This window comes from Microbacterium rhizophilum, from assembly GCF_039605615.1.
Lineage (GTDB): Bacteria > Actinomycetota > Actinomycetes > Actinomycetales > Microbacteriaceae > Microbacterium > Microbacterium rhizophilus.
In genome coordinates, this window is sequence record NZ_JBCNUN010000004.1 from 27,634 (window position 1) to 45,640 (window position 18,007).

General features: G+C 72.1%; 17 protein-coding genes and 1 pseudogene. 11 read left to right on the forward strand and 7 right to left on the reverse strand.

The genetic code is table 11. The features are described from left to right. Positions 1–87 precede the first annotated feature (87 nt). Positions 88–1,272: a galactose-1-phosphate uridylyltransferase gene (gene galT / locus AAD528_RS08575; RefSeq protein ID WP_345751660.1), complete on the reverse strand. Its 1,185-nt coding sequence runs from the start codon at positions 1,270–1,272 to the stop codon at positions 88–90. 106 nt (positions 1,273–1,378) lie between these two features. Between galT and AAD528_RS08580 the strand changes: the two genes are divergently transcribed. The 8 genes from AAD528_RS08580 to trxA all read left to right on the forward strand — a co-directional run bounded on the left by AAD528_RS08580 (position 1,379) and on the right by trxA (position 9,948). Then, entirely contained in the window at positions 1,379–2,347 is a 969-nt protein-coding gene (locus AAD528_RS08580) for a LacI family DNA-binding transcriptional regulator (protein WP_345751661.1), read from the forward strand. 130 nt (positions 2,348–2,477) lie between these two features. Further along, positions 2,478–4,652, forward strand: coding sequence for a DUF6049 family protein (locus AAD528_RS08585; RefSeq protein WP_345751662.1), 2,175 nt, complete (start codon positions 2,478–2,480; stop codon positions 4,650–4,652). After that, on the forward strand, positions 4,645–6,240 hold the full coding sequence (gene murJ / locus AAD528_RS08590; RefSeq protein ID WP_345751663.1) for a murein biosynthesis integral membrane protein MurJ: 1,596 nt from the start codon (positions 4,645–4,647) through the stop codon (positions 6,238–6,240). The genes AAD528_RS08585 and murJ overlap by 8 nt, the downstream gene beginning before the upstream one ends. 146 nt (positions 6,241–6,386) lie before the next feature. Next, the gene (locus AAD528_RS08595; RefSeq protein WP_345751664.1) at positions 6,387–7,784 is read left to right on the forward strand and encodes an OFA family MFS transporter; all 1,398 of its coding nucleotides are present in this window, start codon (positions 6,387–6,389) and stop codon (positions 7,782–7,784) included. After that, positions 7,781–7,924, forward strand: a complete 144-nt coding sequence (locus tag AAD528_RS08600) for an MFS transporter small subunit (RefSeq protein ID WP_345751665.1) — start codon at positions 7,781–7,783, stop codon at positions 7,922–7,924. The genes AAD528_RS08595 and AAD528_RS08600 overlap by 4 nt, the downstream gene beginning before the upstream one ends. Positions 7,925–8,038: 114 nt before the next feature. Further along, the gene (locus AAD528_RS08605; RefSeq protein WP_345751666.1) at positions 8,039–8,497 is read left to right on the forward strand and encodes a DUF4383 domain-containing protein; all 459 of its coding nucleotides are present in this window, start codon (positions 8,039–8,041) and stop codon (positions 8,495–8,497) included. A 91-nt stretch (positions 8,498–8,588) separates the two neighbouring features. Beyond that, positions 8,589–9,563 carry a thioredoxin-disulfide reductase gene (trxB, locus tag AAD528_RS08610; protein ID WP_345751667.1) on the forward strand — a complete coding sequence of 325 codons (975 nt, stop codon included), beginning with the start codon at positions 8,589–8,591 and terminating at the stop codon, positions 9,561–9,563. A gap of 61 nt (positions 9,564–9,624) precedes the next feature. Next, the gene (gene trxA, locus AAD528_RS08615) at positions 9,625–9,948 is read left to right on the forward strand and encodes a thioredoxin (RefSeq protein ID WP_203136661.1); all 324 of its coding nucleotides are present in this window, start codon (positions 9,625–9,627) and stop codon (positions 9,946–9,948) included. A gap of 153 nt (positions 9,949–10,101) precedes the next feature. Here the strand turns inward: trxA and AAD528_RS08620 are convergent, their stop codons facing one another. The 5 genes from AAD528_RS08620 to AAD528_RS08640 all read right to left on the reverse strand — a co-directional run bounded on the left by AAD528_RS08620 (position 10,102) and on the right by AAD528_RS08640 (position 14,368). Next, positions 10,102–11,076 carry an SRPBCC family protein gene (locus AAD528_RS08620; protein WP_345751668.1) on the reverse strand — a complete coding sequence of 325 codons (975 nt, stop codon included), beginning with the start codon at positions 11,074–11,076 and terminating at the stop codon, positions 10,102–10,104. Positions 11,077–11,103: 27 nt separating this feature from the next. Then, on the reverse strand, positions 11,104–11,439 hold the full coding sequence (locus AAD528_RS08625) for an ArsR/SmtB family transcription factor (RefSeq protein ID WP_345751669.1): 336 nt from the start codon (positions 11,437–11,439) through the stop codon (positions 11,104–11,106). Between the two features lie 187 nt (positions 11,440–11,626). Further along, complete coding sequence (locus AAD528_RS08630; protein WP_345751902.1) at positions 11,627–11,965, reverse strand: tryptophan synthase subunit alpha; 339 nt, start codon at positions 11,963–11,965, stop codon at positions 11,627–11,629. A gap of 106 nt (positions 11,966–12,071) precedes the next feature. Continuing rightward, positions 12,072–12,755 carry a response regulator gene (locus AAD528_RS08635; protein WP_345751670.1) on the reverse strand — a complete coding sequence of 228 codons (684 nt, stop codon included), beginning with the start codon at positions 12,753–12,755 and terminating at the stop codon, positions 12,072–12,074. Then, positions 12,752–14,368: an ATP-binding protein gene (locus tag AAD528_RS08640; protein WP_345751671.1), complete on the reverse strand. Its 1,617-nt coding sequence runs from the start codon at positions 14,366–14,368 to the stop codon at positions 12,752–12,754. The genes AAD528_RS08635 and AAD528_RS08640 overlap by 4 nt, the downstream gene beginning before the upstream one ends. Before the next feature lie 178 nt (positions 14,369–14,546). On the opposite strand from AAD528_RS08640, the gene AAD528_RS08645 reads away from it, so the two are divergent. From AAD528_RS08645 to AAD528_RS08655, 3 genes and pseudogenes are all read left to right on the forward strand, one after another. After that, a complete protein-coding gene (locus tag AAD528_RS08645) occupies positions 14,547–15,563 on the forward strand; it encodes a Bug family tripartite tricarboxylate transporter substrate binding protein (protein ID WP_345751672.1) in 1,017 nt (338 codons plus the stop codon). Next, entirely contained in the window at positions 15,563–16,096 is a 534-nt protein-coding gene (locus tag AAD528_RS08650; RefSeq protein WP_345751673.1) for a tripartite tricarboxylate transporter TctB family protein, read from the forward strand. The genes AAD528_RS08645 and AAD528_RS08650 overlap by 1 nt, the downstream gene beginning before the upstream one ends. A 112-nt stretch (positions 16,097–16,208) precedes the next feature. Next, a pseudogene (locus AAD528_RS08655) lies at positions 16,209–17,683 on the forward strand (tripartite tricarboxylate transporter permease). A gap of 66 nt (positions 17,684–17,749) precedes the next feature. Here the strand turns inward: AAD528_RS08655 and AAD528_RS08660 are convergent. Next, complete coding sequence (locus tag AAD528_RS08660; protein WP_345751674.1) at positions 17,750–18,007, reverse strand: DUF7218 family protein; 258 nt, start codon at positions 18,005–18,007, stop codon at positions 17,750–17,752.

The window sequence follows — 18,007 nt, forward strand, 5'->3', positions numbered from 1 at the left end:
GGTTCGCGCGACCGGCGGACGACCACACGCCCTCGGGGGCGCGGCCCGTCAGCGCGCGGAACAGCTCCTCGGCCTGCTGCCGCGCGCTCACGCGCTCACCTCCGTGATCGTCGAGAGCGCCTCGCGGAGGCGTTCGGCGGCCTGCTCGGGCGGGATGTCGCCGATCCAGGCGCCCATCGCCGCCTCCGAGCCCGCGAGGAACTTGAGCTTGTCGGCCCCGCGGCGCGGCGAGGTCAGCTGCAGGTGCAGCCGCGCCGCATCGCGCCCGACCTCGACCGGGGCCTGGTGCCACGCGGCGATGTACGGAGTCGGCGTCCCGTACAGCGCGTCCAGCCCGCGCAGCAGCCGCAGGTACAGCGGCGCGAGCTCGTCGCGCTCTGCGGCGGTCAGCGCGGCGAAGTCCGGCGCGTGGCGACGCGGCGCGAGGTGCACCTCGATGGGCCAGCGTGCCGCGAACGGCACGTACGCGATCCAGTGCTCGCCCTCGAGCAGCACGCGCGGGCCCGCGGCCTCGAACGCCATGATCCGGTCGAACAGATCCGCCCCCTCGCGCTCGATCGCGCTCAGCAGCAGCCGGGTGCGCGGTGTGACATACGGATACGCGTATATCTGTCCGTGCGGATGCTGGAGGGTCACGCCGATCTCGGCGCCGCGGTTCTCGAACACGAACACCTGCCGCACGCCGGGCAGCGCCGACAGCGCCGCGGTCCGATCCGCCCACGCCTCGATCACGGTGCGGGCGCGCGTGACGGTCTGGGTGCCGAACGATCCGGTCCGCTCGGGGCTGAAGCACACCACCTCGCACCGCCCGACCGACGTGCGGGTGCGACCGAGGCCCGGCGCGTCGAGGTCCGCGAGGCCGCGCGCCGGGTCGGAGGCGGCGGGGGCGGCGCCCATCGCCTCGTCGAGCGCGGGGCCGAACGAGGGCGAGCGGTTCTCGAACACCGCGACGTCGTATGCGCTCGGCAGCTCCGACGGATTGGACGGCGTCTGCGGCGCGAGCGGGTCCAGCTCCGCGGGCGGCATGACCACGCGACTCTGCCGCGAGGCGGCCACCGAGACCCAGTCGCCCGTCAGCACATCGCGGCGCATGGTCGCGGTGTCCGGCCGCGGGGCGAGCTCGCGCTCGTCGACGCGGCGCTCGGGAGGCAGAGTCGTGGCGGGGTCGTCGTAGTAGATCAGGTCGCGGCCATCCGCGAGCAGGGCGGCGCGGCGCACCACGCCGCCGCCGAGCGGCACGGCCGGGGGCACGGGGTTCGTGGGGTTCGTCATCCGGTTTCCTTCGCGGGAGTGACGTGTGTTGACGTCAACATGCATGATAGGACGTGCGGGCGGCGGGTCCGCAAGATGACGTCGGAGTTCGAGCAGGGGAGCCGGGATGGCGCGCAGCGTATCGGCCGCGGAGGTCGCGCGTCTGGCCGGGGTGTCGGGCCAGACGGTCTCGCGCGTCGCGAACGGCTCCGCGCGGGTCGATCCGGACACCCGCGTGCGCGTCGAGGCCGCGATGGCCGAGCTCGGCTACCGTCCCAATCGCGCGGCCCGCGCGCTGCGCACGGGACGCACGCGCACGCTCGGCGTGCTGGTGCGCACGCTGGCGTCGGTCGGCAACGCCCGCATGCTGGAGGCGGTGGTCGCTGCCGGCGCCGCGCAGGACCACGCCGTTCTCGTGCTGACGCTGGCGGACGACACGCCCGAGGCGCTCGCCGCGGCCTACCGGTCGCTCGACGACCACGGCGTCGACGGCGCGATCGCGCTGAACGAGGCGACGCCCACGGTGCGCGCGGGAGCGGCGCCGGTCTTCCCGCTCGTCGCGGTCGACGCGCCGCCCGCGGCCGGCCTGACCGCGATCGCCTCGGACCACGCCGGGGGAGCGGCCGCGGCGGTCGCGCACCTGCGGGCCGCCGGGCACACCTCCGTGCACCACCTCGCGGGGCCCGCCGGCTCCTACGCGGCCGACGAGCGCGAGCGGGGATGGCGCGAGGCCCAGCCGGGCGCGCGGCGGCCGGATCCGGTGCGTGGCGACTGGACGTCGACGTCGGGTTTCGCCCGCGGGCGGGAGCTCGCGGCCGATCCCGCCGTGACGGCGGTGTTCGCGGCGAATGATCAGATGGCCCTCGGCCTGCTGCGCGCCCTGCGCGAGGCGGGCAGGGGCGACGTCGCGGTCGTCGGGTTCGACGACGTGGCGGACGCGGCCGAGTTCCAGCCGCCGCTCACCACCGTGGCGCAGGACTTCGATCTGCTCGGCCGGCGCGCGGTCAGCCTGCTGCTGGCGGCGATCCAAGGCGATCCGGACACCCCCGATCGCACGCTCGTCCCGACCCGTCTCGTCGTGCGGGAGAGCGCCTGACACGGCGGCGGCACGGCGCATCCGGGCGCTCGCGCGGCCCGTCGCGTCCGGAGGATCCCCAGGCGTCTCCGTAGAATCGAGAGGATCTGCTTCTGGGCCGTGTCCGGCGCAGCCGCGATCAGAGCTCACCATGACGACGGACCTCCCCCGGGGCCGGGCCGCGCGCAGCAGGCGCCGCCTCCTCGCCCCTCTCGCCGCTGCGGCCTTCGCCGCGCTCCTGTGCCTGTCGTGGGCGACGCCCGCGCGCGCGGCGGTCGCCGAGGAGGAGCCGCCCGAGCTGACGGTCGCCGCGACCTCGCGCGGCGTGCTGCGTCCGGGATCGCCCCTCACCGCCACCGTGACGATCGCCAACCCGTCAGACCAGGCGCTGGAGGGCTCCAGTGCGCGGCTCGAGCTCGGCCGCGACCCGCTCGACGACCGGGACGACCTGCGCTCGTGGCTGCGCGGCGTCGACGGCGGCGTCGAGATGACGCCGGTCGGCGTCGGTTCCGCGGACGACATCGCGGCGGGCGAGACCGACACCGTCGCCATCACGGTCCCGGGCGACCACAGCGTGCTCGCGGCCCTGGAACCGGGCGTCTATCCGCTGCGCGCCCGATACGGAGACGCGGCCGCGGACAGCGTCGTGGTCGTCTCCGATGCGGCCGAGCCCGTGGGCCTGGTGCTCCCGATCACCTCCCCGGTCGCCGACGGGGGCCTCCTCGACGCGGACCGGCTCGCCGATCTGACCGCGACGGACGGCGACCTCACGGCGCAGCTGGACGCGGTCGCCGGATCCGAGGCGATCCTCGCCGTGGACCCGGCGATCCCCGCCGCCATCCGCGCGCTCGGCGAGAACGCGCCGCTGACCGCGGTCGAGTGGCTCGAGCGCCTGATGATGCTGGCGAACGATCGCTTCCCGCTGCAGTTCGGCGACGCGGACGTCGCCGCGCAGTTGCGCGGTGGGCTCTCGGCCCCGCTCCAGCCGCTGTCGCTCGAGGGGTACCTGGCTCCCGAGTCCGAACAGGGGCCGTCGCCCACGCCGACGCAGTCCCCGGCGAGCGCGCCCGGCGACGAGGGCGCCGAGGCGGAGGGTCCCCGCCTCGAGGACCTGCTCGACATCGGCGACGCCGAGGGCTCGCTCTACTGGCCGGTGCCGGGGCAGGCGGGCGCCGACGTGATCGACGGGCTGCACGCCGCCGACGAGGACGCGGTCACGCTCACGCCGTCGAGCGCGACGGCCGAGGGCGCCGGCGGAGCCGCCGTGCCCGCCGCGGGCGTGACGACGGAGGGCGGATCCGTGCTCGTGTACGACGCCGGCGCCTCCGATGCGCTCGACGAGGTCGCCCGGGCCCGCGACGAGGGCGAGCGCACCGCCGCCGCCGCGGCCGCGACGGCCGAGCTGTGGTTCGCCGGGCGCGAGGCCGGCGACGCGCCGCTGCTCGTCGCGCTCGACCGTGGCGTGGGCACCGAGCCGACGCCCGACGGCGAGGAGGCGGATCAGCCGCCGCTCGACCTCGAGGCGCAGCTCGATGCGGCGATCGACGTCGTGACGCTCAGCACCGCGGTCGAGCCGCAGCCGCTGCGGGATCTGCTCGAGGCCGAGCGGGCGCCGATCACGCCGAGCGACACCGCCGCGGACGAGCGCCGCACCGCGTTCGTCTCGGAGATCGGCGACGCCGAGCAGCGCGTGGGCGTCACCGCGACCGTCCTCGAGCGCCCCGAGACGCTCACCGGGCTCGTCCGCGCCGAGGCGCTGCAGCTGCTCGGCGTCACGTGGGCGACGCGCCCCGACGGCTGGCAGGATGCGCTGGGCGGCTTCCGCGACCGCACGCGCGAGCGCGCGGACGCGGTCGGCATCCAGGATCCGACGCCCGTCAACCTGCTCAGCGCCGGCGCGGATCTCCCCGTGTGGGTGCGCAACGACCTGCCCCACCCGGCGAGCGTCACGCTGCGCGCCCGCCCCGCGGATCCGCGGCTGCACGTCACCGAGACCACCACGGTGACCGTGCAGCCGAGCAGCAGCCTGGCCGTGCAGGTGCCGGTGGAGGCGCGCGTGGGCAGCGGCAACGTCGACATCGAGCTGACGCTCATCAGCCCCACCGGCCAGCTCATCGGCCCACGGCAGACCGTCGAGGTCACCGTGCGCGCCGACTGGGAGCGCATCGGCCTCGCCGTGCTCGTCGTGCTCGTCGTGGGCCTGATCGGCACCGGCATCGTCCGCACGATCCGTCGGCGCCGCCGCCACCACGCCGAGACCGCCACGACCGCCGAGCCGGCTGATGCGGAGCCGACGGATACCGCGGAGAGGAACCCGGATGCATAGTCTCGGCCGCGCGAGCGCGCTGATCGCCGCGGGCACGCTCGTGTCCCGCGTCACCGGCCTCCTGCGTGCGACGGTGCTCGTGCTCGCGATCGGTTCGATCGGACGCGCGGCCGACGCGTTCGCGATCGCGAACCAGCTGCCGAACTACATCTTCCAGGTGCTCTCGGCCGGCGTCCTGACGGCCGTCATCGTGCCGCAGGTCGTGAAATGGAGCCGGCACGAGGACGGCGGCCAGGCGTACATCTCCAAGTTCTTCACGCTCGCCGCCGTGATCCTGCTCGGCGTGACGGCCGCGGCCATGCTGTGCGCACCCCTGCTGGTCACCGCGTTCGCCGCGAAGTTCACGCCCGCCCAGCACGCCCTCGCGACCGCATTCGCGCTCTGGTGCCTGCCGCAGATCTTCTTCTACGGGATGTTCGCGCTGCTCGGCGAGACGCTCAACGCGCGCCGCGTCTTCGGTCCGTACGCGTGGGCGCCCATCGCGAACAACGTCGTCTCCATCGCGGGCTTCATCCTGTTCATCAACCTGTTCGGCGGGCAGCGCAATCAGCTCGCCCACTGGGATCCGACGATGATCGCCGTTCTGGGTGGCCTCACCACACTCGGCATCGTGACGCAGACCCTGCTCCTGCTGTTCTTCTGGCGCCGCACGGGCCTGCGGATCCGCGCCGACTTCCGTTGGCGGGGCATGGGCATGGGGGAGATCCGGAACCTCGCCGGGTGGACGGTCGCCATGCTCCTGGTCGGGCTCGGCGTCTCGAGCGTCCAGCAGATCGTGCTGTCGGGCGCATCCGGCGAGAACGCCGCGACGGCGGCCTGGTACAACGCGTGGCTCGTGTTCATGCTCCCGTATTCGATCATCGTGATGTCGATCGGCACTCCGTACTTCACGCAGCTGAGCGAGCATGCCGGCGCGGGCCGCGACGAGGACGTGCGCGCGGACATCGGCCGCGCGATGCGCACGCTCGGACTCCTGGTCGTCATCGCGGCCGTGGCCGTGATGGTCGCGGCCGTGCCCGCGGCGCGCATCATCACCAACAGCGCGGACCAGGCCGTGGCGCTCGCTCCCGTGCTGATCGGCTTCCTCCTCGGCCTCGTGCCGCTCGCGGTGCAGTTCGTGATCCAGCGCACGTTCTACGCGTACGGAGACACGCGCACGCCGTTCCTCTTCACCCTGTTCCAGGCGGCGATCGCCATCGGGCTCGCGCTGCTGATGCCGCTGTTCGTGCCCCAGGAACTGCTGGCCGCCGCGGTCGCGACCGCCCAGTCGTTCTCCAGCCTCGCCCAGGTGATCCTCGCGAGCTGGCTGCTGCACCGCCGCCTCGGGTCGCTCGGGATGGGGGCCAACCTGTGGGCGATCGCGCGCTTCACTCTCGCCGCACTCCCCGCCGCCGCCGCGGGCTGGGGCGTATACGTCCTCGCCGGGTCCCATGCCGGCTGGATGACGACCGGGATGATCCAGGGTGCCCTGGGCGTCTGCGTGATCGGCGCGGTCGCGCTCGCCGTCTACATCGCGATCCTGGCGCTGTTCCGCGCTCCCGAGCTGCGCACCGCGGTGGGCCTCGTCCGCCGCCTCGCCGGCCGCTGACCGCTCGTCCGGCACACGCGTCGCGATCCCGCTCACCGGGAGCACGACGCCGTCGCCATTGTGGGCTCTCCCCGCCATCGATATCTTTCGGGACATCGCGGCCAGGCGCGGAAGAGCGTCATGCCGCTCGAGTACAAGGGAGTACTGTGTCGTTCCTCGACAGGCAGCACACGATCGCACCGCCCGGTTACAGCCGCTGGCTCATCCCGCCGGCGGCCCTCGCCATCCACCTCTGCATCGGCCAGGCCTACGCGACCAGCGTCTACAAGAACGCCCTGGTCGCGCACTTCGGGACCTCGCTCACGGCGATCGGGATCATCTTCTCGATCGCCATCGTCATGCTCGGGGTCTCGGCCGCCGTGCTCGGCACGTGGGTCGAGAAGGTCGGTCCGCGCAAGGCGATGTTCACGTCCGCCTGCTTCTGGGCATCCGGCTTCCTCGTCGGCGCGCTCGGCATCGCGACGTCGCAGCTCTGGCTCGTCTACGTCGGCTACGGCTTCATCGGCGGCATCGGCCTGGGCATCGGGTACATCTCGCCCGTGTCGACGCTGATCAAGTGGTTCCCGGATCGCCCGGGCCTCGCGACCGGCATGGCCATCATGGGATTCGGCGGCGGCGCGCTCGTCGCCTCGCCGATCTCGCGGCAGCTGATGGCGCTGTACGACCCGGCCTACGACCCGTCCGACTCGACGTCGGTGGCCTCCGGATCCGCGGTGGCGCTGCTGTTCGTGACGCTCGGCATCGCGTACTTCCTCGTCATGATGCTCGGCGTGTTCAATGTGCGCACGCCCGCGCCGGACTGGAAGCCGGCCGGCTGGGATCCCGCGTCGGTGAAGAGCAAGCCGCTCGTCACGACCGCGAGCGTGTCGGCGCGCAGCGCCATCAGGACGCCGCAGTTCTGGCTGCTGTGGATCGTGCTGTTCTGCAACGTCACGGCGGGTATCGGCATCCTCGAGCAGGCGAGCCCGATGATCCAGGACTTCTTCCGCACGGGCGAGGCCTCGCTCGTGACGGCGACGACGGCCGCGGGGTTCGTCGCGCTGCTGTCGCTGTTCAACATGGCGGGGCGCTTCGTCTGGTCGTCGACCAGCGACTACCTCGGCCGCAAGCCGATCTACATGATCTACCTCGGCGTGGGCGTGGTGCTCTACGCCCTGCTCGCGACCGTCGGCGCGACGAGCACGCTGCTGTTCGTGGCGCTGGCCGCGGTGATCCTGTCGTTCTACGGCGGCGGCTTCGCGACGATCCCGGCGTACCTTCGCGACCTGTTCGGCACGTTCCAGGTCGGCGCCATCCACGGCCGGCTGCTGACCGCGTGGTCGGCGGCGGGCATCGCGGGACCGCTGATCATCAACGGCTTCCTCGACGCGCAGGGCAAGCCCGGCGAGCTGGTGGCGGGCGACTACCGCGCGGCGCTGCTCACCATGGTGGGCGTGCTCGCGGTCGGGTTCGTGGCGAACCTGCTGGTCCGGCCGGTCGCCTCGAGGTTCCACGAGCCCGCGTCGGATGCCGCGGCCCCCGTCACGGAGGAGGTGGCGAAGTGAGCGAGTCCCTCGACGGATCGCGCGACGGATCCGGATCGCAGACCGGTCGCCTGGTGGTGTCCTGGCTCGTCGTGGGCATACCGCTCGCGTACGGCCTCTGGCAGACGATCACGTCGGTGATGCCGCTGTTCGCCGGATAGTCCCCCGCGCCGCACACCTCGACCGCCCCGCGTCAACCCACTGTGTGACGCGGGGCGGTCCTGGTTTGCTGTTGTTCCGTCGAGGAGCGACCAGGGCGGAGAGAGGCGCACCCCATGAGCACGGCACCCCGCACCAGCAGCACGTACGCCGAGACGCCCCTGCAGGTGACGGCGCTGGTGTACAGCATCGTCTTCGTCCTGATCGGGATCGGCGGGTTCATCCCCGGCCTGACGTCGGGTGTCGAGTCGCTGGAGCTGGCGGGACACTCGTCGGAGGCGATGCTGTTCGGCGTCTTCCAGGTCTCGATCCTGCACAACGTGGTCCATCTCGTGCTCGGAGCGGTGGGCCTGGCGGCGGCCGGCACGTTCGGCCGATCACGCGCGTACCTGATCCTGGGCGGGGCGGTGTACGCCCTGCTCTGGCTGTACGGACTGTTCGTGCCGCACGACCACGACGCGAACATCGTGCCGCTCAACGCCGCCGACAACTGGCTGCACCTCGCGCTCGCGATCACCATGGTCGGCCTCGGCCTGCTGTTCGGGCGGGGCGCGCGCGACGCCCTGCGCGGCTGATCCCGCCTCCGGAAGATCTCATAGACGTTGATCTATGGAATACCCCGGACGTACCATGTGTTCTGGCACTCGGAACCCCTAGGAGGCGCACGTGCGACAGCTCATCATCATCGGATCGGGACCGGCAGGATTCACCGCCGCCATCTATGCCGCGCGCGCGAACCTGAAGCCGCTGGTCGTGGCGAGCTCCGTCGAGGTCGGCGGTGAGCTCATGAACACCACCGAGGTCGAGAACTTCCCCGGCTTCCCCGAGGCCATCATGGGCCCGGATCTGATGGCGAAGATGCAGGAGCAGGCCGAGAGGTTCGGCGCCGAGATCGCCTACGACGACGTCACCGAGCTCGACGTCTCGGGCGATATCAAGAGGGTCGTGCTCGGCAGCGGCAAGGTCGAGGAGGCCGAGGCCGTGATCTTCGCGACCGGCTCGGCGTACCGCAAGCTCGGCATCGAGGGCGAGGACCGCCTCTCGGGCTACGGCGTCTCGTGGTGCGCCACGTGCGACGGCTTCTTCTTCCGCGACAAGACGATCGCGGTCGTCGGCGGCGGCGACTCCGCGATGGAGGAGGCCACGTTCCTGACGAAGTTCGCCTCGAAGGTCTACGTGATCCACCGCCGCGACACCCTCAAGGCGTCCAAGATCATGCAGGATCGCGCGCTCGCGAACGAGAAGATCGAGTTCGTCTGGAACGCCGAGGTCGTCCACGTCCTGGGCGACGGTGCCGTCACCGGCGTCACGCTGAACGACACCGTGACGGGCGAGAAGCGCGACCTCGCGCTCGAGGGCCTGTTCATCGCGATCGGCAACGACCCGCGCACGCACCTGGTGCACGACAAGCTCGACCTGACCGCCGAGGGCACGATCGCCGTCGACGGCCGCTCGTCGCGCACGTCCGTGCCCGGCGTGTTCGCCGCGGGCGACGTGATCGACCCGTCCTACCGCCAGGCCGTCACGGCCGCCGCGAGCGGCACGGTCGCGGCCCTCGACGCCGAGCACTACCTCGCCGCGCGCGGCGACGCCGGCCAGCCCGAGCCCGCCGAGGACCAGCTGGTCGAGGCGCACGCGTAGGGAACAACTTCCGCCCCGTCCGCGTTGCGGACGGTGAACGACTTCACTGAAGGAGACAGACATGACCGCCAAGGCCACCACTTCGGCCACCTTCGAGCAGGACGTGCTGCAGGCCGACGGCCCCGTGCTCGTCGACTTCTGGGCTGCCTGGTGCGGCCCGTGTCGCATGGTGTCGCCCGTGCTCGACGAGATCCAGGCCGAGAACCCGGACAAGATCACGATCCTGAAGCTCAACGTCGACGAGAACCCGGATCTGGCCATGAAGTACCAGATCACCTCGATCCCGGCGATGAAGGTCTTCAAGGGCGGTGAGGTCGCCACCACGATCATCGGCGCCAAGCCGAAGTTCGCGCTCGAGCAGGACCTCGCGGAGTTCCTCAAGTAACCCTCATGCCTCACGACGGAACCCCTGGCCTCGGCCAGGGGTTCCGTCGTTCGCGGGCTCTTGCTGCACGATCTGACGGGAGGGTGGGACTGACGTGCGCTCGGCGGCCTCACCGGCCGCGCTGCGTCCCGCAAGCCCGTCACATCATGCGGATCAGCTGACGAGCACGAGGTCCTCGAGCCGCGCGTAGCTGATCTCCATGCCGTCGGTCATGCCCGTGGCGAGCACGGTCTCGCGCACCTCGGCGCTCGGGTAGGTGATCATGAGCGTCAGCAGCGTGCCGCCCTCCACGGGCGTGAGGGTGAGCTCGTTGCGAGCGGGCTCGCCCGGCATCCCGATCATCGCCTCGGTCGTCACCTCGCGATGGGGCGAGTCGGACTCGAGCAGCTCGCCCTCGAAGCCGAACCCGTCGGATCCGTCCTCGCGCGTCCACTCCTGGCGGAAGCGGTCGCCCACGTTCTGCGCGACGTCCGCGACCGTCATGATCCAGCCGTCGGGGCCGAGCAGCCAGCGCTTCATGAGCTCGGGCTCGTGGTGCGCGCGCCACACCTGCTCGACCGTGCCGCGGATCACGCGGCTGATGCGCACCTGCGTCTCGCCGATCAGCTGGGCCGCGGTCGGCAGCTCGGCCGCGAACGAGCGCAGGTCGGCCAGCACCGCGTCGATCTGGCCCATGGCGGCCGTGGCGCCCTCCTCCATGCCCATCTCGACGAGCTGCTCCATCGCCTCGAGCGACGGGAACGTCGTGACGGTCACGAGGCGCGATCCGGCGTCCGCCTCCTCGAAGGAGAAGGTCATCAGCACGGTGGGCATGTCGGTGTTCAGCGTGCCGTCCTCGCGGGCGAAGCCGTCGCGGACCGTGAACGATCGGCCGCCGTCGACCGCGTCGAACAGCCACAGGCCGCCGGACCGCGTGCCGTCGGGGCCGGTCATGTAGTAGCTCGAGGTGCCGCCGGGGAACACGTCGTGGCGCGTGAAGGTGGCCGGCCACTCCGGCGGTCCCCAGAACCGCTCGATCTGGCGGGGGTCGACGTAGGCGTCCCACAGGCGCCGCGCGGGCACCGGGAACTCGGCCGTGATGGTCATCGTGAGGGCGTCGAGGTCCTTCTCGACGGAGGTGAGGGGCATGATCTGCCTTTCGTCTTCTCGTTTCGGTTAGTCTTCGGTGAGCAGCTCGTCCAGCCGGGCGATGCGGCCCCGCCAGATCTGCTCGAACCGATCCAGCAGCGCCTGGGCGCGCCGGATCCGCTCGGGGTCGCCGCGGACGATGCGTTCGCGGCCCTGCGGGTGCTTCGTCACAAGCCCCGCTCCTTCCAGCACCGCGACGTGCTTCTGCACCGCCGCGAAGGACATGTCGTAGGCGGCGGCGAGCTGCGACACCGTCGCCTCGCCCGCGAGGGTGCGGCGGAGGATGTCGCGGCGCGTCGCATCGGCGAGGGCCCGGAAGATCCGGTCCACCTCGTCGTCGGTGAGCTCAGTTTGTACAACCATTTGGTTGTACGTTAGCGGATGCGAGCGGGATGTCAACAGGGCGGATCGGATCGCGAGAGCGCCATCGGCGTCTCGCGCACACGCGGCGAGAGCCGCGGCGTTCTCGTGGGCGATCGCATTCACGGTGCTGGCCGTGGCGCTCGGATTCCTGCTGCCCGGCAAGCAGCGACGCGCGGCCGCCTGACGCTCAGCGGCTGTCGATGACGCGCACCACCGCATCCCAGCGGCGGTGCGTGTTCTCCTGCCCGATGAGGCGCCACACGGCGCGGGTGAGCTCGGGGTACTCCTGGGCGATCAGGCGCAGCAGGCGCTGGTTGCGCGCGCCGGTCGGTCGCAGTCCGCCGTCGGCCTCGATGTGCTCGGCGCGGAGCGTGAAGACCACGAGCTCGTCGACCGTCGGGAGGTCCTCCATGAACTCCCAGGGGTCCTCGCCGCCGCGCAGCCGTTCGTGCACGAGCGCCCCGAGCTCCTCGGCCGCTTCGGCGCGCAGCACCTCGACGCTCGCGCGTCGGCGGGGGAGTTCCATCTGGTCGCTCACCCGTCAAGGCTACGCGCGCGCGACTGAGCGGGGTCCGGGTGTGGACAATCCGGACCCCACCCTGGCGACCGGGCCGATGCCACGGCGTCGCCCGTCAGCGCCGTGGCGAGTACAGCAGCTCGGGACGTCCGGCGTGGCCGTAGCGGGGTGCCCGCGCGGCGAGGCCGGCCTCGACGAGCCGCTCGAGGTAGCGGCGCGCGCTGACGCGGGACATGCCGAGGGCCTCGCCCAGCTCCGCGGCCGACACCGGCTCGGCGACCGACTCGAGGGCCTCGGCGACGCGCTCCAGCGTGAGCGGCGAGACGCCCTTGCGCTGCCCGGCCGAGGCGAGCGCGTCGCGGCGCATCAGCGCGTCGACGGCCGTCTGATCCAGCTCCGCCGCAGCGGCGAGCGCGGCGTCGCGCTCGTGCGCGCGCCACACGTCATCGAGTCGTTCGTGCAGCGCGTGCATGGGGAACGGCTTGACCAGGTAGTGGTGCACGCCGTGGGCGCGCGCGACGCGCACGGTGTCGAGGTCGCGCGCGGCGGTCACGGCGATCACCTCGACGCGCGAGCCGGCGGCGCGGGCGCGGCCGAGCACCGTGATGCCCGACATGTCGGGCAGGTAGACGTCGAGCAGCACGACGTCGGGGTCGAGCTCGCGCAGCTCGCGCAGCGCCTCGGATCCCGTGGACGCGACGCCGACGACCTCGTAGCGCGGATGGCGCTCGACGAATCCGCGCGTGACATGGGCGACGGCGAAGTCGTCCTCCACGATCAGCACCCGCAACCGGGTCACGCGCGCGCCCCGGGCGCGGCCTCGGGCACGCCCCGCGCCGCCGTGCCCGGCAGCGCGACTGTGAACCGCGCGCCCCCTGTGGGGGAGGGGCCGACCTCCACGGACCCGCCGAGCCGCTCGACGATCCGCGCGACGAGCGTGAGGCCGTAGCCGCGCCGGCCGTCGGCGCCCTTCGTCGAGTAGCCGAGGGCGAAGACCTCGCCGCGGCGTCCCTCGGCGATGCCGGGGCCGTCGTCGTCGACGACGATGCCCACGCCGTCCGCGTCGCCGTGGATCCGCAGCACGACCCGGCCGCCGCGGCCCGCCGCGTCGATCGCGTTGTCGAGCAGGTTGCCGACGACCGTGACGAGATCCGACTCGTCGCCGCAACCCGGCGGCAGGGAGGTGTCGTCGGTCACGGCGATGTCGACGCCGAGCTCGCGCGCGCGGGCGCGCTTGGCCAGCAGCAGCGCCGCGAGCTCGATGTCCTGGATGCCGTCGTGCGCGTCGACGCGGGTGATGGCGCCGCCGTCGCCCGAGCGCTCGATCACCCGCATGGCGGCGTCCGTCTCGCCGAGCTCGATCAGGCCGCCCAGCGTGTGCAGCGTGTTCGCGAACTCGTGCTGCTGCGCGCGCAGCCCCTCCGCCAGGCTCTGCGCACCCTCCAGCTGCTGCAGCGCGTGATCCAGCTCGGTGCGGTCCATCAGGATGACGACCGTCCCGACGTCGCGCCCGTCCACCCGCACCGGCGCGGCGCGGGCGACCAGCACGCGCTCGCCCGAGAGCACCAGGCGCTGCGGCGTCTCCGCGCCGGCGGGACCCGCCTCGTCGACCAGCGCCGCGAGATCCTGCTCCAGCAGGTCGGACGCCGCCCGCCCGACCGCCGCCGCGGGCGAGTCCACCCCGAGCAGCCGCGCCGCGGCGTCGTTGCACAGCGAGACCCGGCCGTCCTCGTCGAACGCGATGAGCCCCTCCCGGATGCCGTGCAGCGTCGCCTCGCGCGTCTCCAGCAGCCCGCGGATCTCGTCCGGCTCGAGCCCGTAGATCCGGCGGCGCACCATCCGGGCCACGCCCGTCGCGGCGACGACGCCGATCACGGTGGCGGCGCCCAGCGCGATCGCGAAGCCCGTCATGTCGGCCACGTAGTCGGCGCGCAGGTCCGACCACAGGATGCCGACCGACACCTGCCCGATCACGTCGCGGTCGTCGAACACCGGCACCTTGACGCGCCACGACTCGCCGAGCGTGCCCGTCTCGGTGCCGACGTACATGTCGCCCGAGAGCGCCACGCTCGGATCCGTCGACACGTGCTCGCCGATCCGCTCGGGGTTGGGGTGCGAATACCGGATCCCCTGGTCGTCCGTGACGACGACGTACGCCACGCCCGACGACTGGCGGATCAGCTCGGCGATCGGCTGGATGACGGACGCCGGGTCCGGATCGTCGTACGCGTCGAGCACGGCGGGGAGCCGCGCGACCGACTGGGCGACGTCGATCATCCGCTCCTGCGACGCCTCGCGGAGCTGCCGCTCCTGGGTCCACATCGCGGCGAGCCCCACGGTGGGTACGATCGCGAGCACGATGATCACCTGCAGCAGCACGAGCTGCGTGCGGAGCGTCATCGCCTTCACCACGCGCCCATGGTAGGCGACCGGACCCGGGCGATCCGGCCGCCGGCGGGGACCACAACGACCGAAACCTCCCGTTCTGAACGCAAGCCGCGGCGTCCGGCGGCGCCGTCCTAAGCTCCGGGGGATCCCGCGGCGGCATCGGCGTCGCCCGCGCGGCACGACTGGACTCGAGGAGGAGCCCATGACACAGCACACGCGTTCACGCACCGCCCACCGCCTGCTCGCCGGATTCGCCGGCGCGGCGGTGATCGCACTCACCGCCTGCAGCGGCCAGGCCGACGGCGGCGCCGGGGGCGAGGCGGCCGCGATCGACAGCGTCGCCGTCATCGCCCCGGCCGACCCGGGCGGCGGCTGGGACCAGACCGCCCGCGCCGCGGGCGAGGCCCTCACGGCGTCCGGACTCGTGACCTCCGCGCCCGTGTCGAACATCGGCGGCGCCGGCGGCACGATCGGGCTCGCATCGCTCGCGACCGAGACGAACCCGAACACGCTCATGGTCACCGGCAGCGTGATGGTCGGCGCGGTCGAGACCAACGCATCCGAGAACCGGATCGAGGACACGACGCCGATCGCACGCCTCACCGAGGAGCCGCTCGTGCTCGTGGTGCCCGGCGACAGCGAGTACGACACGCTCGACGACTTCCTGTCCGACTGGGCCGACAAGGGCGCCGAGCTGCCGATCACGGGCGGCTCCGCCGGCGGCATCGACAACATCCTGGCGGGCCTTCTGCTCGAGAACGCCGGCGTCGAGGACGTCGCGGGCTCGCTCAACTACATCGCCAACTCCGGCGGCGGCGAGGCCGTCACACTGCTGCTCAGCGGCCAGGTCGCGGCGGGCATCTCCGGCGTCGGTGAGTTCGCCGAGCAGATCAAGGCCGGGGAGCTCAAGGCGCTGGCCGTCTCGTCGGCCCAGCCGGCGGCCCTGCTGCCCGACGTGCCCACGCTGCAGGACGAGGGCGTCGACGTCACGCTCACCAACTGGCGCGGCCTGATCGCCCCCGGCGGCATCGAGGACGGCGAGAAGGAGGCGCTCGTCGACCTGGTCACGTCGCTGCACGACAGCGAGGAGTGGACCACGACGCTCGAGACCAACGGCTGGACCGACGCGTTCGCCACGGGCGAGGAGTTCACCTCGTTCCTCGAGGAGGACATCACCACGACGCAGGAGACGCTGCGCACGATCGGGCTCATCGAGTGATGAGCCAGCCTCCGATCACGAAGGGCGCCGCGGTCGTCGAGACCGCGGCGCCCCGCGCACGCCGCCTGGGCGAGCTCGTCTTCATCGGGATCATCCTGGTGTTCTCGATCGTGGCGCTCGTCATGACGGGGGCGATCCGCGAGCCGGTCGGCTCGTCCAACGTGCTCGGCGCGCGCGTGCTGCCCTACGCGATCAACGGCCTGATGCTGGTCGCCTCGGTCGCCGCGGCGGTCGCCGTGCTGCGCGGCGACGTCGGCACCCCCGAGGACAGCGAGGACCTCGACGAGAGCGCGGGCACCTCCTGGCGGACCGTGCTGCTGGTCGTGCTCTCGTTCGCGTCGCTGCTCGTCACGATCCCGTACGCCGGATGGCCGATCGCCGTCACGATCATGTTCACGGGCGCGTCGCTCGCGCTCGGCGCCCGGTCGTGGTGGAAGGCCCTGCTGATCGGCGCCGGCCTCGGGGTGCTGACGTACCTCGTGTTCGGCCAGGTGCTCGGCCTGTCCCTGCCCCTCTTCGGAACCGAGTGGTGAGGAGCCTCACATGGACAGCCTGAATCTCCTGATGGAGGGCTTCGCGACCGCGATCCAGCCCGCCTACCTGCTGTACGCGTTCATCGGCGTGCTGCTCGGCACCGCGGTCGGCGTGCTGCCCGGCATCGGCCCGGCCATGACCGTCGCGCTGCTGCTGCCGCTGACCTACACGCTCGACGTGACCTCGGCGATCATCATGTTCGCCGGCATCTACTACGGCGGCATGTACGGCGGATCGACCACCTCCATCCTGCTGAACACCCCCGGCGAGTCGTCCTCGATCGTCACTGCGATGGAGGGCAACAAGATGGCCCGCGCCGGTCGCGCGGCCGCGGCCCTTGCGACCGCGGCGATCGGATCCTTCGTGGCCGGCACGATCGCGACCGTCGCGCTGACGTTCTTCGCGCCCGCCATCGCCGACTTCGCCAAGACGTTCGCCCCCGCCGACTACTTCGCGCTCATGATCGTCGCGTTCCTGACGATCGGCGCGCTGCTCGGAGGCAGCCCGGTGCGCGGCATGGTGTCGCTGTCGCTCGGCCTGTTCATCGGCCTCGTCGGCACCGACACCCTGACGGGGCAGGCGCGTTTCACGTTCGGCATCCCGAACCTCGGCGACGGCATCGACGTCGTGATCGTCGCGGTGGGCCTGTTCGCGGTGGGCGAGGCGCTGCACATCGGCTCCCGCCTGCGGCACGGCACGCCGCCGATCCGGCCGGTCTCCGGCAGCTGGCGGACGTGGATGACCCGGAGCGACTGGAAGCGCTCCTGGAAGCCGTGCTGCGCGGCACCGTGATCGGCTTCCCGATCGGATCGATCCCGGCCGGCGGCGCCGACGTCGCGACATTCCTGTCGTACGCGACCGAGAAGAAGCTCACGCGCGAGCCCTACCGGCAGCAGTTCGGCAAGGGCGCGATCGAGGGCGTCGCGGGGCCGGAGGCGGCGAACAACGCCGCCGCCGCGGGCGTGCTCGTGCCGCTGCTGACCCTCGGCATCCCGACCACCGCGACGGCCGCGATGATCATCTCGGCGTTCACCACGTACGGCATCCAGCCCGGACCGCTGCTGTTCGAGCACCAGCCGGCGCTCGTGTGGGCGCTCATCGCGAGCCTCTACATCGGCAACGTGGTGCTGGTCATCCTGAACCTGCCGCTCGTGGGGCTGTGGGCGAAGGTGCTGCAGATCCCGCGGCCGTATCTGTACGCGGGCATCCTGGTGTTCGCCGGCCTCGGCGCGTACGCCGCCAACTTCCAGGTGTTCGACATCGCACTGCTGATGTTCCTCGGCGTCCTGGGGTTCTTCATGCGCCGCCACGGATATCCCGTCGCTCCCATGGTGGTCGGCGGCATCCTGGGCCCGATGGCCGAGGAGCAGCTGCGGAAGGCCATGGCGATCAGCCAGGGCGATCCCTCGATCCTGGTGCGCAACCCGGTCTCGATCGTCATCTACGTGGCGCTGGCGGTGCTGCTGGTCGGCGGGTTCTGGCTCCGTCGCCGTCAGGCGCGCTACGAGGCTGCGATCCCGGATGTCGACACCGCGACGATCCGCACCGTGGACGCGGAGGTCGCCCGGCAGCTCGGGCGCGACTGACCCGTCGAGGACGTCGAAGGGGCCGGAGGGTGTCGCTCCCTCCGGCCCCTTCGCGTGCGCGCGGCGTCAGTGGTTGCGCAGCTTGTCGATCAGCTCGCCCTTCTTGAGCTTCGAGTAGCCCTCGATGCCGACGTCCTTCGCGCGCTTGCGGAGCTCGTCGACCGTGCGGTCCTCGTAGTTCTCGGCGTGCCCGCCGCGCTCGCCCACCTCGTCGCGCCCGTCGCGCGCCGCCGCGTTCGAGATCCGGGCGGCCTTCTCCTTCGAGTTCCCCTCGTCGCGGAGCTTCTCGTAGAGCTCCTCGTCCTTGATGCTGCTGTTCGGCAT